Origin of the sequence: Nocardiopsis sp. ATB16-24 (assembly GCF_030271535.1) — a bacterium.
Taxonomy (GTDB): Bacteria; Actinomycetota; Actinomycetes; order Streptosporangiales; family Streptosporangiaceae; genus Nocardiopsis.
Window position 1 is genome coordinate 1 of record NZ_JASCXJ010000002.1, and the last position, 13,962, is coordinate 13,962.

Sequence of the window (13,962 nt, forward strand, 5' to 3'; positions counted from 1 at the left end):
CCGTGCGCCCCGCCGAGCCCTCCGGTTGGGACGTAGCGGCGCCGCAGCCGACGCGACCCGCTCCGGCCGAGCCCCGGCCCGAACCCGCGCCCGCCCAGCCCCTCGCGCGGACCGGTGAGCCGGTCCGGGAGCCCGGTCCCGCCGCCGGACCGCCGCCGGACCGGATCGTCACAGGACTCCAGGAGCCTCCGCCCGACCCCTACGAGGACGCCACGGCCGCGCCGCCGCCGGAGAACGTCGAGCCGGCGCCCACGTCTCCGGCAGGAGGGGGCTCGCCCGCCGTCGCGGAATCCGCACCCGTGCGGGAGGAGTCTCGTGAGCCGACCGCGTCGGGTCCGGGGGGGTCACGGTCCTCGGAGGGCTCTGCGCCCTCGGGCCCCGGGGTCGCGCTCATCGAGTCCGAACTGGGCGGCCGACTCATCGAGGAGATCGAGCACGAGGCCCCGGACCCGTCGCTCTGACGGGCCCGGCCCCCCTTCGTCGGCGACCCCGTCCCGACCGACCCCGCTCCGGTCTCGTCCCGACGGCCCACGGAACGCCGTCGCCGCGCGGGAACGGGAGGGGAGGCGTCTTCTCCGGCCGCCGGGCCTTCTCACACCGGCCAGCTCCGGCCCTCCGGCGAGTCCAGCCACACCCGGTGCGTCCCGTCGGCCTCCACCGACAGCCCGAACCGTTCGGGTCGCGGTTCGCCCAGGCCCGACCACAGCTCCAGGGCCTCCTCGAACTCGTCCCACACGCTCCTGGGCCCGCCCTGCTCGATCATCCACGAGGTGCCGTAGGGGTACACGCGCACCCAGGAGTCGGCGTTCCGGTCGCAGACCCACACACCCGACCCGGTGCCGATCCACCGACGCCGCACGCGCCAGTCCGGCACCATCACCGACAGGGCGAACGCGGACGGGAACGATAGCAGGGGCGCCACCGGATCGTTCTGGGTGAGTCGGTACTCGTCGGGCTGCTGCCCCGAGTCCCGTACGGGAGTCGCTGGGGGGTCGGGCGTGTGCAGGGGCACGAAACCCACTCCGTTGTGGAAGCTTCCCCGCGCGGAACCGTCTCCGGGACACTCCACACGGGCCAGGACACCGGCGCCCTCCAGCAGACCCCAAGGGCAGACCACCAGACCGTCCGGGCGCAGTTGCTCCAACCACGCCGGTGGTATCCGCCGCACACCGAAGGTCGAGGTGATCCGGTCGTAGGGCGCGCCGGGAGGGTACCCCTCGTACCCGTCGACCAGATGGACCGTGGGCGAGTAACCCTCCTTCTCCAGCGACTCTCGGGCGCTCCTGGCCAGGCGGGGGTCCACTTCCAGGGAGATGACGGCCCTGTCGCCCAGACGGTGGGCCAACAACGCGGTGTTCCACCCCGTGCCGGTGCCCACCTCCAGGACCCGCTGCCCGTTGGCCAGATCGGCGAGTTCGAACAACCGGGCGAGGACCGTGGGCGCGGAACTCGACGAGGTGGCGGCCTCCCTGCGCGCCTGGGAACCCACCTCCTGGTACGCCGGTGGCTCCCCTCGGGCCGCAACGGTGGACTCGTCGACCTGGGTGACGATGGCGTTGTCGGCGTAGACGGCCGCGAGCCACTGCTCCGGGTTGTTGTTGGCGTTGAGGGAGGCGCCGTAGGCGGTCAGTGCCCCCGTCTCGGGGATGAACCGATGTCGGGGCACGGAGCGGAAGGCATCGATGAGAGCGGTGTCGGTCAGCGTGCCGTCCGCGACCATCGCCTCGACCAGCGCCGCGTGGCGCTCCCTGGCGGTCAACACGTCTTCAGTCCCCCGTGGCTCTCGGCAGTACCGGTCGTGCGCGAGAGCACTACCGGGACCTTTGTGCCCCTCAGAACACCCTTTCAACCGAGAGTGATGGTATCGCCACCGTTGGTTCTTCCTCCTGGTGAAACCCCCTCGGGAGAGTCGTCCCTCCTCGTGGCACCCGTCACACCCTCGTGTCGTGGCGGGACGGGCCATCGACCCCCACGGGCCGTTCGTGCGGTGGAGGCCGCGCCCCGTGCCGGTGCCCACGTCACCTCGGCGGCGATCCTTCCGACCACGCCCGGACCGCGGACGTTGGGGCGACCGCCGCGACCGGGCCGGCTCCGCCGGCGAACACCGGCCGACATCGGCCGTTCCCGGCCATCACCCCCCGACGGCACCGGGGACTCCGCGCGTTCGCCGATGACCGGTTACGCTCACAGAAACAGCGACATGACAGCGAACACCAGCACCACGAGTGCGGCGAGGAGACGGCCGTGAACCCTGGCGGAATGGACATGCAGGCCCTGCTCCAGCAGGCCCAGCAGATGCAGCAGCAGCTCATGGAGGCCCAGCAGGCGCTGGAGGACGCCGAGATCGAGGGCAGCTCCGGCGGCGGCCTGGTCAAGGTCAAGCTGAGTGGACGCGGACAGGTCGAGGACATCGGCATCGACCCCCGGGCGATCGACACCACCGACGCCGAGGAGAGCGCTCAGACCGTCGCCGACCTGGTCCTGGCGGCCATCCGCGACGCCGAGTCCCAGGTGGAGAGGCTCCAGCAGGAGAAGATGGGGCCGCTCGCCGAGGGCCTGGGCGGCGGCGGTATGCCCGGTGGGATGCCCGGTCTTCCCGGTTTCTGACACCGGTCGCCCGCACGGCCCCGAGCGTCCTCGGTGGCCGGGTGGCGAGCAACGCGGAGCACGGACCTTCGCGTCGGCGGGATGTCCGGCCGGGTGTCCCGCGGGGCCCCGGCCGGTGACGCTCCGTGCGCCGTGGTCGACGCGGCACCCGGGTACCGGGAAGGTCGTCACGCCGGATACGGTGGAGGAAGGGTAGACGGACCACCCTGCGAAGATCCGGTCCGACCTGGTGGGTAGGCGATGTACGAAGGCGCGGTGCAGACTCTGATCGACGAGCTGGGGCGACTGCCCGGCGTCGGTCCGAAAAGCGCGCAGCGCATCGCCTTCCATCTGCTGTCCGCCGAACACGCGGACGTCAAACGCCTCGTCAACGCGCTTGTCGAGGTCAAGGAGAAGGTGCGCTTCTGCGAGGTCTGCGGCAACGTCGCCGAGGAGACCCGCTGTCGCATCTGCCGTGACGCCCGACGCGACCCCGCCATCATCTGTGTGGTCGAGGAGTCCAAGGACGTCGTCGCCATCGAGCGCACGCGCGAGTTCCGGGGCCGCTACCACGTCCTGGGCGGTGCCATCAGCCCCATCGAGGGTGTGGGCCCCGACGACCTGCGCATCAAGGAGCTCATGACCCGTCTGGCCGACGGGCAGGTGACGGAGCTGATCCTCGCCACGGACCCCAACCTGGAAGGGGAGGCCACCGCGACCTATCTGGCGCGGTTGGTCAAACCCATGGGGCTGAAAGTGACCCGACTGGCCAGTGGTCTGCCCGTGGGCGGTGATCTCGAATACGCCGACGAGGTCACTCTCGGACGTGCTTTCGAGGGACGCCGCAGTTTGGAGTTCTAGCTCACATTCGCCGTGTATTCGAGCGGATCGCGAGTAACCTCCGCCTGACCGGGTAAACCCGAGCGCTGGTGCACCGAGGCTCCACGCCCTCTCCGCCGCAGGTCGGACGGGGTCGACGGGGAAGTCGCCGGCTACACTCCATTTCATCTTGATCCCAACTCCTCAGGAGCATCGATCGTGGCCCTAATCGTGCAGAAGTACGGTGGGTCTTCCGTGGCCGACGCGGAAGCCATCAAGCGAGTAGCCCAAAGGATCGTGGCTCAGAAAAAGGCGGGATATGACGTCGTGGTCGTGGTCTCGGCCATGGGCGACACGACCGACGAACTGCTGGAGCTCGCCGAGCAGGTCACCCCGATGCCGCCGGCCCGCGAGCTGGACATCCTCGTGACGGCGGGCGAGCGCATGTCGATGGCCCTCGTGGCGATGGCCATCGAGAACCTCGGCTACGAGGCGCGTTCCTTCACCGGTTCCCAGGCCGGTGTCATCACCACGTCGCTGCACGGCAACGCCAAGATCATCGATGTGACGCCCGGCCGCATCCGGGAGGCCGTGGCCGAGGGCGCGATCTGCATCGTCGCCGGCTTCCAGGGGGTGTCCCAGGACACCAAGGACATCACCTCGCTGGGTCGCGGCGGCTCCGACACCACCGCGGTGGCCCTCGCCGGCGCGCTCGACGCCGACGCCTGTGAGATCTACAGCGACGTGGACGGGGTCTTCACCGCCGACCCGCGTGTCGTGCCCACCGCGCGGCGCATCCCCAAGCTCTCCTACGAGGAGATGTTGGAGATGGCGGCCAGCGGGACCAAGATCCTGCACCTGCGCTGTGTCGAGTACGCCAGGCAGTACAACATCCCCCTGCACGTCCGCTCATCTTTCAGTCAAAAGCCCGGGACCTGGATCGTTTCGGAAGTCGAGGAAAGCGAAGGCATGGAACAGCCGATCATCTCCGGGGTCTCCCACGACCGGAGCGAAGCCAAGATCACCGTCGTCGGTGTCCCCGACCGTATCGGTGAGGCCGCCACGATCTTCCGGGCCCTGGCCGACGCCGAGATCAACATCGACATGATCGTGCAGAACGTGTCGGCGGTCTCCACCTCCCGTACCGACATCTCCTTCACCGTCCCCAAGGACTCCGGCAAGCAGGCCGTGGAGGCTTTGAAGAAGGTCCAGGAGAAGGTCGGCTACGACTCCCTGCGCTACGACGACAAGATCGGCAAGGTCTCGCTGATCGGTGCCGGTATGCGCTCCTACCCGGGTGTGACCGCCCGCTTCTTCGACGCGATCGCCGCCTCGGGCACCAACGTCGAGATGATCTCCACCTCGGAGATCCGCATCTCGGTGGTCGTGGTGGAGGACCAGATCGACGCGGCCGTGCGCGCCGCCCACAGTGAGTTCAAGCTCGACGCCGACCAAGTGGAGGCTGTCGTTTACGGAGGTACCGGCCGATGAGTAACCGTCTTCCCACCCTCGCCCTCGTCGGCGCCACCGGCGCCGTCGGCACCGTGATGCGGGGCATCCTGACCCAGCGTGAGAACGTTTGGGGCGAGATCCGCCTCGTGGCCTCCGCGCGCAGCGCGGGCAAGGTTCTGAGCGTGCGCGGTGAGGACGTCGTGGTCCAGGCCCTGTCCCCCGAGGTCTTCGACGGCGTGGACGTCGCCATGTTCGACGTCCCCGACGAGGTGTCCAAGGAGTGGGCGCCGATCGCCGCCGCACGCGGCGCGGTGGCCGTCGACAACTCCGGTGCCTTCCGCATGGACCCGGACATTCCGCTCGTGGTGCCCGAGGTCAACGCCGACCAGGTCCGCAACCGTCCGCGCGGCATCATCAGCAACCCCAACTGCACCACCCTGTCGATGATCGTGGCGATCGGTGCCCTGCACCGCGCCTACGGCGTCAAGGAGATCGTGGCCTCCTCCTACCAGGCCGCCTCCGGTGCGGGACAGGAGGGCATCGACACCCTGCGCGACCAGATGTCCAAGGTCGCCGCGGACCGCACCCTCGGGGACAAGGCGGGCGACGTACGCGCCGCCGTGGGCGAGCTGGGTCCGTTCCCGGCGCCGCTGGCCTACAACGTCGTGCCGTGGGCGGGCTCGCTCAAGGACGACGGATGGTCCTCCGAGGAGCTGAAGATCCGTAACGAGTCGCGCAAGATCCTGGGCCTGCCCGACCTGCGTGTCTCGGCCACGTGCGTGCGGGTTCCGGTGATCACCACCCACGCGCTGACCGTGCACGCGACCTTCTCCGAGGAGGTCACCGCCGAAGAGGCCCGTAAGGTGCTCGGCTCCGCCGAGGGCGTCGTGGTCCAGGACGACCCGGCCAACGGCGAGTTCCCCACCCCCGCCGACGTCGTGGGCACCGACCCGACCTGGGTCGGTCGTATCCGCCAGTCGCTGGACGACCCGAAGTCGTTGGACCTGTTCCTGTGCGGGGACAACCTGCGCAAGGGCGCGGCGCTGAACACCGCGCAGATCGCCGAGGTCGTGGCCCGGGAGTTCGTCCAGGGCTGACCGCACGCGGTGCACGGGGGAGACGGCCGGTCGACGGTCGTCTCCCCCGTTCGTCCACCAGGCGGCCGGCACTCCCGGCCGCACGTGGGGCGGCGGCGTTCCCGCCTCAGCGGCGGCGCGGGTCGCCGGGACGGCGGGCCCGGGCCAGTGTCAGCTTGTAGAGGAGCCTGCACTGCTCGGTCGAACCGATGAGGTCGGAGGTCTCCACCGGACGGTTGCCGCTGTAGTGGGTGCGCTCCACCACGAGCACGGGTATCCCGGGTGCCGAGTCGAGCAACGAGGCCTCGAAGTCGCGCAGGGCGCGCACACCGACCTCCTCCACCACGCGATCGACCGGGTGCCCCGCGGCGCCGAGCCGCTCGATCAGACCGGTGTCGGGCGCGCTGCCGAAGGGGGTGTGCTGGGTGCCCGCGGTGAGGGCGGCGGGTTCCCAGGACCGGTGCAGGGTGATGGGCACTTCCGAGGACAGGCCCCGAGAGGTGGTGCGGTACACCGGGTCGCCGTCGCGCAGCCGCAACCGGGCGCTCAGCGCCGGGGAGCACCGTTCCTGTTCGGTGCCGAGCGTCTCCCGTGTGAGTCCGCCCAGGCCGGAGCCGGAGGAGGAGTCGGTTCGGCAGAGCCGGAAGAGTTCGGGCGCCGGGCGCACGAAGTATCCGGAGCCGGGGCGGGACTCGACCAGGCCTTCGGTGACCAACAGTCGTAGAGCGGTACGGGAGATCTGCTCGCTGACTCGGTAGGAACGCGCCAGTCGGGTCCGGGAGGGAAGCCTCGTACCAGGAGGCATCTCCCCGTTCAGGATCGGTTCGCGTAGCTGCTGGGCCAGCCAGAGGTACCGGGGCTGCCTGGCCATGGTCACCGAGCCCGGTTCACCACGCCTCTTCCGTCCTTCCGATGTCTGTGCTCCCCCGGGCGGACGGTGGTGCGTCCGAACCGGAGAGCGTGGGTGGCGGTGTCGCCACCGTCGCCGATGGGAACCGTGGAGGAGAGAAGGGGAGTATGCCCACCAGATCGCCGAAGCTCGCCCATGGTTCTCAGTAAAGCAGCGAAAAGCCCTGGTAGGGGGCGTTCTCCGAAAGTCGTCACCTTCGCGGGGTGAAGGCACCGCGGAAACGGAAGCCCGGGTGGAGGTTGGTGGAAACGCCCGGAAACCGGGAAATAGGCGAGGGCCCCACCCCTGGCGATTACCCTGCGTAACGACAGGAGTATGCCTTGCTTGGGGGAAGCCATGATCACGAGTCTTGCGAACCGTGCGGAGCCGGCGGTCACCTGGATGGGGGGGACCGTGGGGGCCGCTCTGGTGCTGGTCGCCGCGTTCCTGGTGTTGTTGGTGCTCTCGGCCGTCATCTCCGCCTTGGTCGATCGCGACACCTCGGCGGGGGGCAAGCTGCTGTGGATCCTCTTCGTTCTCTGGTTTCCGCTGTTCGGAGCGGTCGCCTGGTTCGTCGTGGGCAAGAAGGGGCACCTCAACCGCTTTCTGGGCATCGACAAGGGCAAGGCGCGTCACACGATCCCCGTCAGTGTCGGTCAGCACAGCAACGTGGCGGCCCAGAGGAACGGACGACTGCACCCCGCCTGAGCCGGGGAAGGGCCGGGTAGCTCGTTGAGAGGCTCCGGAGCGGGGGAGAGGCACCGGCTCCGGGGCCTTTGCCGTGGGGGCGGAGGAGTCGCGGCCCCGACCAAGGATCGTCACGTTGAGTAGCCAGAGGGTTCTGGCGGAGGTGGGGGTGGAGAGCGGCCCCGGTCGGTGTTTCGGACGCCGAACCCGCCGAGCAGGTGGACGGACGCACCGGTGACCACGCGACCGACCGTGCCCGTCAGGGGGCTCAGGCCTCGGAGTCGGCGAAGTCGAAGCCGGGAGAGACGAAGCAGCTGACCAGTGACTCGGTGTCGCCCACGGGGCGTGCCGTCTGCCAGGTTCCCGCCGGGACCAGGACCTGGAGGAGTTCGCCCCGTTCGATCCCCGGGCCCAGGATCCTCCGCCCCTCCGGTTCGGGGGCGGACCCCGTACCGCCCAGCTCCAGTCGCAACGGGCCGCCCCGGTTGAAGACCCACATCTCGTCGGAACGCACCCTGTGCCAGCGCGACTCCTCTCCCGGGGCCAGCAGGAAGTGGATGCCGGTGGCGGTGGGACGTGCCCCGGGGTGGTCGTCGGGGCGGACCGTCACCTCGCTGCGCCAGGTCTGCCGGTACCAACCACCTTCGGGATGGGGCAGCAGGTCCAACACCTCCGCGGTCGCGGGCCTGGCCTCGGCTCCCGTGTAGCGGCCGGAGGGGTCGCGGCGCAGGTGGCGCACGTCCACCACGGCCGCACGGGGGATGGGGCCGTAGACGTGGGGGAAGAGGACGTCGCCGTCCACGCCCAGGGGAGGGGCGGGGTCGGCCGCCTCCCACCGCACCTCACAGTCGACCGCGTCGGTGTCCACGACGAGGGCGACGAGCGGGTCGGTGCTCTCGGAGTACAGGGCGTCGGCCACCGCCAACAGGGTGGGCACGTCCGGAGAGGCGTGCACGAACCCCTGCGTCCGCAGGGAGTCGGCCTCGATGTGGTGGTCGCCGCGAGCCCAGCGTTCGAGTTCGGTCATGTGCAGCACGTGGGGCATGGGAAGACGGTATCCGGGACGAGCGTGGACGACCACGTCCACGCCGACCGAGCCTCGCGCCGCCGGCGCCCTCGCGGCCTCGGCCACGGTCCACCGCACGTCTCCCGGTCACGTGGGGAGGGCGGGGCGGGGGACGGGCCGGAGTCGAGGAGGTGCGGTAGGGCCGTCCACAGCCCGTGGGCGGCCCTTTCCTCGCACGAGAACGCCCCGACCGTCACCGGCCGGGGCGTCGAAGAGGCGGGGAACCCTCCCGTTACAGGATGATCCGCATCGGCTCCTCCAGGATCTCCGCGAGGTCCTTGAGGAACGCGGCGCCCACGGCGCCGTCCACCGCACGGTGGTCCACCGACAGTTCGAGCGCGATCCGGTTGCGCACGACGACCTCGCCGTCCACGACCACCGGCTCCTGGCGCATCGCACCGACCGCGAGGATGGCCGCCTCCGGCGGGTTGATCACCGCGGAGAAGCTGTCCACACCGAACATGCCCAGGTTGGACACGCTGAACGTGCCGCCGCTCATCTCCTGCGGCTTCAGCTTGCCGTCACGGGCCTTGCCCGCCAGATCCCGCGTACGCGTGGAGATCTCCGACAGCGTCGCCTTGTCGGTGTCGTGCAACACCGGAACGACCAGGCCCGACTCCACGGCCACGGCCACGCCCACGTTGATCCGGTGGTGCCGCAGCAGCCTGCCGTCCACCCACGAGGTGTTCACCGCGGGGTGCAGCTTCAACGCCGTCGCACTGGCCTTGACGATCAGGTCGTTGAAGCTGACCTTCACGCCGGTGCTCTCCAGCTGCCCGTTGATCTGCGAACGGAAGGCCCTGAGCGCCTCGGCGTCGATCGTACGGCGCAGGTAGAAGTGCGGGACGGTCTGCTTGCTCTCGGTCAGGCGGCGCGCGATCACCTTGCGCACGTTGCTGACCTGGAGCTCCTCGGAGTCGCGTCCGTCGTCGAAGGCCGGGGCGGACACGGCCCGCTCCGCGGAGGGCTTGGCCTCCTCCTTGGCCTCCACCGCGTGCTCGGTCTCCTCGGTGCCCCTCTCCCGGGCCGCCTCGATGTCGGCGCGCACGATCCGGCCCTTGGGGCCCGACCCCTTGATCTTGGTGATGTCCAGGCCGTACTCACGGGCCAGTCGCCGGGCCAACGGGGAGGTGCGCGGACGGGGGCCGTCCTCGGCCGGCTCGGGCGCGGCGGAGGTCCGTTCGGCCTCCGAGCCCTCGGCGGCCTCCGTGATCTCCTCCGCCTTCTCGGCCTGTTCCTCCTTGTCGGGCTCGGGTTCGTCCGCATCGCCGGCACCGGAGTCCTCGGGCACGGCGTCCGGGGAGTCGGCGATCACACCGATGACCGCGCCGATCGGCACCGTCTCACCCTCGGAGACGGTCTGCTTGACCAGGTAGCCGTCCTCGTAGGCCTCGTACTCCATGACGGCCTTGTCGGTCTCGATCTCGACCAGGACGTCACCGGAGGTGACCTTGTCACCCACGTTCTTGACCCACGTGCTGATGACGCCTTCTTCCATGGTGTCGGAGAGGCGCGGCATCTGGATTTCGCTCATATTTGAAACTCCCTCTACCCGACCCGTTTGCCGACGGCGCTCAGGGTCTCCTTGATGACGGTGCTGATCGACTCGATCGACGGCAGGGCCGCTGTCTCCAGCGGCTTGGCGTAGGGCATGGGGACTTCCGCCATCGCCACCCTGCGGACGGGGGCGTCCAGGTAGTCGAAGGCGCCTTCCTGGATCGACGCGGCGATCTCCGCGCCGATGCCGTAGGTGAGCCAGTCGTCCTCGCAGATCACCGCGGCGCCGGTCTTCTTGACCGAGTCCACGAAGGTCTGGCGGTCCAGCGGACGCAGGCTGCGCAGGTCCACGACCTCGACGTCGATGTCCTCCTCGGCCAGCTGCTCGGCGACCTGGGTGGCCACCATCGCCATGCGGGAGTAACCGATGAGGGTGATGTCGCTTCCCTCGCGTGTGACCTTGGCGCGGCCGATCGTGGCGACGTCGTCGTTGGACGGCTCGGCGTAGTCGTCGGGGACCTCGCCCTTGGAGTTGTACAGACCCAGGTTCTCCAGGAGCAGGACCGGGTCGTCGTCGCGGATGGCCGCGCGCAGCATCGCCGAGGCCTCGGCCGGGGTGCTGGGAGCGAGCACCTTCAGACCGGGGACGAAGGAGTAGAACAGCTCGATGTTCTGCGAGTGGGTGGCGCCGAGCTGTTGGCCGCCGCCACCGGGTGTGCGGATGACCATGGGCACGCTCGTCTGACCGCCGAACATGCCGTAGATCTTGGCGGCGTGGTTGATGATCTGGTCGATGGCGATCAGCGAGAAGTTGATCGTCATGATCTCCACGACCGGACGCAGGCCCAACATGGCCGCGCCGACGGCCGCGCCGACGAAACCCTCCTCGGCGATGGGGGTGTCCCTGACCCGGCGCGGTCCGAACTCCTTGAGCAGACCCTCGGTGATCTTGTAGGAGCCCTCGAAGAGACCGATCTCCTCGCCCATGACGAACACGTTCTCGTCCCGGACCATCTCGGCGCGAAGGGTGTCCCGCAGAGCCTGACGGTAAGTGATCACAGACATTGTGGGTTCCTTCCCTACTCCGCGAACACCGGGTCGGCGGGCATGCGGGTCGACTCGTTGGGCACCGGTGTGGCGTAGGTGTAGTCGAAGAGCGTCGACACATCCGGGTGCGGGCTGTTCTCGGCGAAGTCCGCGGCTTCGGCGACCTCGGCCTTGACGGAGGCGGCCATCTCCTCGCGCAGCTCGTCGGTGAGGATGCCGGCCTCGGTGAGCTGTCGGTCGAACAGGCGGATCGGGTCGTTCTGCTCCGACCGTGCCTCTTCCTTCTGCTCGTCGGTGCGGTACTTGGCCGGGTCGACCACCGAGTGGCCCTTCATCCGGTAGCTCCACGCCTCCAGCAGGAACGGCGTCTGCTCCTTACGGGCGCGCTCCACGAGCCTGGTGGTGGTGTCGCGGACCGCGAGCACGTCCCGGCCGTCCACACGCTCGCCCTCGATGCGGAAGGCGGCGCCGCGCTTGTACAGGTCGGGTTCGGCCGAGGACATCTCGACGGTGGTCCCCATGCCGGTGAAGTTGTTGATCACCACGAAGACGACCGGCAGGTTCCACAGCTTGGCGATGTTCAGGCTCTCGTGCCAGGCGCCGATGTTGGTGGTGCCGTCCCCCATCTGGCACATGACGACCTCGTCGCCGCCACGGTAGGTGATGGCCAGCGCGGCACCGGCCGCCAGCGGCAGCTGACCGCCGACGATGCCGTAGCCGCCGAGCATGCGGGTGGCGGTGTCGTACATGTGCATGGAGCCGCCCCAGCCCTTGGCCACACCGTCGGTGCGTCCGTAGAGCTCGGCCATGACCCGCCTGGGGTCCATGCCCTTCTCGATCGCGTACCCGTGGTCACGGTAGTTCGTGAACAGGTAGTCGTCCTCGCGTAGGGCGCTCATCAGGCCGACGATGGTGGCCTCCTCACCGAGGTTGAGGTGGCAGTAACCGCCGATCCTGGCCTGGGTGTAGGCCTGGGCCGTACGCTCCTCGAAGCGCCGGAGGAACAACATCCTGCGGTAGTAGTCGAGCAGGATCTCGGGTTTTTCGTTGGAGAGGCCGGGGGAGGTGTCCTTGCGTCCGCGCTTGCGAGTCCCCGAGGACTTGGCGGCGCGACCCTTCGGCTTGGCTGTGTCAGCCATGATGTGCCTTTCTACGTGCGAGAAGGCCTGCCGATCCGGTCTGTGGACCGGAGGTGTCAGGCCCGCCGTGGCCTCGCTGTCGGGCGTGGCCTCGGCGTGCGCCGCCACCGCGGCTCATGCGGCGGCGGCGCCCTGTGGCTGTGGCGGGGCGCGTCCCGGAGAGCGTGGCTCGTTCTCTCCGGGTGCGAAGCGCTGGAGGGATCCGGTGTGAAGTTGTCCGTGGGACCCCTGCCCGCATTGCTTCCCGGTCTGCACTGGCCTATGCATCCGTGGCCCCGTCTGACGGTGTCGGTCGTCGGGGGTCGTCCACCGGCCGGATGGACGACCCCCGACGACCGGGAGGGGTAGGGCGATCGTGTGACACGCGTCGCTCCCACTCTATGCTCTGATCGATGATCGATCAATACAACTGTACGCGAGCCCCCACGGAGAAGGACCGAAGGGGCAGGTCGGAACGTTCCTCCGAGGAGGGGAGGAGACGCCGGGGAGCGGGTCGGACTCAGCCCACGCCCTCGTGCGACTTCAAAGCGGCCTCGACGTAGTTGAGCACGTGGTCGCTGAGCATCCGGCCCACCGCGGGGTCCCCCTCGCGGAAGGCCAGGGTGATCTGTGCGTGGTCGGCGGCCTTGGCGTGGAGCTTCATGTCCAGCCAGCGCACCGAGAGCGCGGTCCACACCTCCACGCCCAGCGACTCCCAGGTGTGCAGCAACACGCTGTTGTCGGCGGCGCGCACGATCTCGCGGTGGAACTCCACGCTGTGGCGGATCTGCTCCGCGGTGTCGCCCCGCGCGGTCGCCCTCCGCAGGGCCTCCACCTCCCGTTCCAGGGGAGAGGGGTCGGCCGCCAGTCGGGGGGCGGCCAGCTGCGCGGCCACCAGTTCCAACCCCGCGCGGACAGGGTAGATCTCCGCCATGTCCTGGACCCCGAAAGCCCTGACCCGGGCGCCCTTGTTGGGCACCGTCTCGATCAGGCGCAGGGTCTCCAGTTCGCGCAGCGCCTCTCGGACGGGGGCCTGGCTCACCTTCAGCTCCGTGGCGATGCGGCGCTCCACGATCCGCTCTCCGGGCTTCCAGCGCCCCGACAGCAGGCCTTCGACCAGTACCTGCCGGATCTGCTCCCTCAGCGGCTCACGGGCCAGTTTCGAGGGATCATCCGGCAACCGGGGCAGGTCGACCATCCAGGGCCCTTCCGTTCCGCGGCCGACGCACGCTCGGTGCGGCGACCGTTTCGCTCAGCGTTGTACAGGCTCCTTGAAGAGTGCCACACGCGTGCGGGTCGACCTGACAACAGGCCTCGGGGCGCCGGCGGATCGTCCACGAACGTGTCGCGTGGCGGTGGAGCGGCGTCGACGGACGGTCGGGCGCGGGGTGGGAGCCGAGGAGGAAGACCACACGTGTGCGACCACACCACCGATACGGAACCGTGTCCGGGTAGGCTCGTCTGTCGGCAATGTCCACACAAGGTCGAGACGGAGCATGACGCACGCAACGGCGAGGAGTTCGATGACGGTGCCCTGACCCGCGCTGAACATACTCGGGCGGTGCGCAGCGCGACACAGACGCCACTGTCGACCCTGTTCCTCGGAAGCCGATCCTGCCAGAGGCCGTTCACGACCCGGTGAACCGGTCCCAAGGTTCGGCCGTCGAACGGAAGTGGGCGGAAGGGAATCCTCCCTCCGCCGTCCACCCGAGTCGGCCTGAGGAC

At 69.4% G+C, this 13,962-nt stretch carries 12 protein-coding genes and 1 pseudogene; 6 read left to right on the top strand and 7 right to left on the bottom strand.

Annotated elements, in window-relative coordinates:
- A pseudogene (locus PFX91_RS02025) lies at window positions 1–461 on the top strand (DNA polymerase III subunit gamma/tau); the annotation flags it as partial.
- Window positions 462–592: 131 nt separating this feature from the next.
- On the opposite strand, the gene PFX91_RS02030 reads toward PFX91_RS02025, so the two are convergent.
- Complete coding sequence (locus PFX91_RS02030; protein ID WP_285729520.1) at window positions 593–1,759, bottom strand: methyltransferase domain-containing protein; 1,167 nt, start codon at window positions 1,757–1,759, stop codon at window positions 593–595.
- Window positions 1,760–2,259: 500 nt separating this feature from the next.
- On the opposite strand from PFX91_RS02030, the gene PFX91_RS02035 reads away from it, so the two are divergent.
- The 4 genes from PFX91_RS02035 to PFX91_RS02050 all read left to right on the top strand — a co-directional run bounded on the left by PFX91_RS02035 (window position 2,260) and on the right by PFX91_RS02050 (window position 5,954).
- Window positions 2,260–2,607, top strand: coding sequence for a YbaB/EbfC family nucleoid-associated protein (locus PFX91_RS02035; RefSeq protein ID WP_285729521.1), 348 nt, complete (start codon window positions 2,260–2,262; stop codon window positions 2,605–2,607).
- A 240-nt stretch (window positions 2,608–2,847) separates the two neighbouring features.
- Window positions 2,848–3,447, top strand: a complete 600-nt coding sequence (recR, locus tag PFX91_RS02040) for a recombination mediator RecR (protein ID WP_285728989.1) — start codon at window positions 2,848–2,850, stop codon at window positions 3,445–3,447.
- Between the two features lie 177 nt (window positions 3,448–3,624).
- Window positions 3,625–4,896 carry an aspartate kinase gene (locus PFX91_RS02045; protein WP_352231614.1) on the top strand — a complete coding sequence of 424 codons (1,272 nt, stop codon included), beginning with the start codon at window positions 3,625–3,627 and terminating at the stop codon, window positions 4,894–4,896.
- Window positions 4,893–5,954: an aspartate-semialdehyde dehydrogenase gene (locus tag PFX91_RS02050; RefSeq protein ID WP_285728991.1), complete on the top strand. Its 1,062-nt coding sequence runs from the start codon at window positions 4,893–4,895 to the stop codon at window positions 5,952–5,954. The genes PFX91_RS02045 and PFX91_RS02050 overlap by 4 nt, the downstream gene beginning before the upstream one ends.
- Window positions 5,955–6,060: 106 nt before the next feature.
- Here PFX91_RS02050 and PFX91_RS02055 read toward each other — a convergent pair whose 3' ends face one another.
- Entirely contained in the window at window positions 6,061–6,804 is a 744-nt protein-coding gene (locus PFX91_RS02055; RefSeq protein WP_285728992.1) for a GntR family transcriptional regulator, read from the bottom strand.
- Between the two features lie 375 nt (window positions 6,805–7,179).
- On the opposite strand from PFX91_RS02055, the gene PFX91_RS02060 reads away from it, so the two are divergent.
- Entirely contained in the window at window positions 7,180–7,530 is a 351-nt protein-coding gene (locus PFX91_RS02060; RefSeq protein ID WP_285728993.1) for a PLD nuclease N-terminal domain-containing protein, read from the top strand.
- A gap of 247 nt (window positions 7,531–7,777) precedes the next feature.
- On the opposite strand, the gene PFX91_RS02065 is transcribed toward PFX91_RS02060, so the two are convergent.
- From PFX91_RS02065 to PFX91_RS02085, 5 genes are all read right to left on the bottom strand, one after another.
- Complete coding sequence (locus PFX91_RS02065) at window positions 7,778–8,554, bottom strand: cupin domain-containing protein (protein ID WP_285728994.1); 777 nt, start codon at window positions 8,552–8,554, stop codon at window positions 7,778–7,780.
- A 253-nt stretch (window positions 8,555–8,807) separates the two neighbouring features.
- Complete coding sequence (locus PFX91_RS02070) at window positions 8,808–10,109, bottom strand: dihydrolipoamide acetyltransferase family protein (RefSeq protein WP_285728996.1); 1,302 nt, start codon at window positions 10,107–10,109, stop codon at window positions 8,808–8,810.
- 14 nt (window positions 10,110–10,123) lie between these two features.
- Window positions 10,124–11,137, bottom strand: coding sequence for an alpha-ketoacid dehydrogenase subunit beta (locus PFX91_RS02075; RefSeq protein WP_285728998.1), 1,014 nt, complete (start codon window positions 11,135–11,137; stop codon window positions 10,124–10,126).
- A gap of 14 nt (window positions 11,138–11,151) precedes the next feature.
- Window positions 11,152–12,258, bottom strand: coding sequence for a pyruvate dehydrogenase (acetyl-transferring) E1 component subunit alpha (gene pdhA, locus PFX91_RS02080; RefSeq protein WP_285729000.1), 1,107 nt, complete (start codon window positions 12,256–12,258; stop codon window positions 11,152–11,154).
- Between the two features lie 499 nt (window positions 12,259–12,757).
- Complete coding sequence (locus tag PFX91_RS02085) at window positions 12,758–13,435, bottom strand: GntR family transcriptional regulator (protein WP_285729001.1); 678 nt, start codon at window positions 13,433–13,435, stop codon at window positions 12,758–12,760.
- Window positions 13,436–13,962: the final 527 nt, after the last annotated feature.

Excerpts from the sequence above, each read along its gene's own strand:
- pdhA (WP_285729000.1), bottom strand. The coding sequence starts at position 12,258 with ATGGCTGACACAGCCAAGCCGAAGGGTCGCGCCGCCAAGTCCTCGGGG.
- PFX91_RS02055 (WP_285728992.1), bottom strand. The coding sequence starts at position 6,804 with ATGGCCAGGCAGCCCCGGTACCTCTGGCTGGCCCAGCAGCTACGCGAA.
- PFX91_RS02070 (WP_285728996.1), bottom strand. The coding sequence starts at position 10,109 with ATGAGCGAAATCCAGATGCCGCGCCTCTCCGACACCATGGAAGAAGGC.
- PFX91_RS02075 (WP_285728998.1), bottom strand. The coding sequence starts at position 11,137 with ATGTCTGTGATCACTTACCGTCAGGCTCTGCGGGACACCCTTCGCGCC.
- PFX91_RS02035 (WP_285729521.1), top strand. The coding sequence starts at position 2,260 with ATGGACATGCAGGCCCTGCTCCAGCAGGCCCAGCAGATGCAGCAGCAG.
- recR (WP_285728989.1), top strand. The coding sequence starts at position 2,848 with ATGTACGAAGGCGCGGTGCAGACTCTGATCGACGAGCTGGGGCGACTG.
- PFX91_RS02050 (WP_285728991.1), top strand. The coding sequence starts at position 4,893 with ATGAGTAACCGTCTTCCCACCCTCGCCCTCGTCGGCGCCACCGGCGCC.
- PFX91_RS02085 (WP_285729001.1), bottom strand. The coding sequence starts at position 13,435 with ATGGTCGACCTGCCCCGGTTGCCGGATGATCCCTCGAAACTGGCCCGT.
- PFX91_RS02065 (WP_285728994.1), bottom strand. The coding sequence starts at position 8,554 with ATGCCCCACGTGCTGCACATGACCGAACTCGAACGCTGGGCTCGCGGC.
- PFX91_RS02060 (WP_285728993.1), top strand. The coding sequence starts at position 7,180 with ATGATCACGAGTCTTGCGAACCGTGCGGAGCCGGCGGTCACCTGGATG.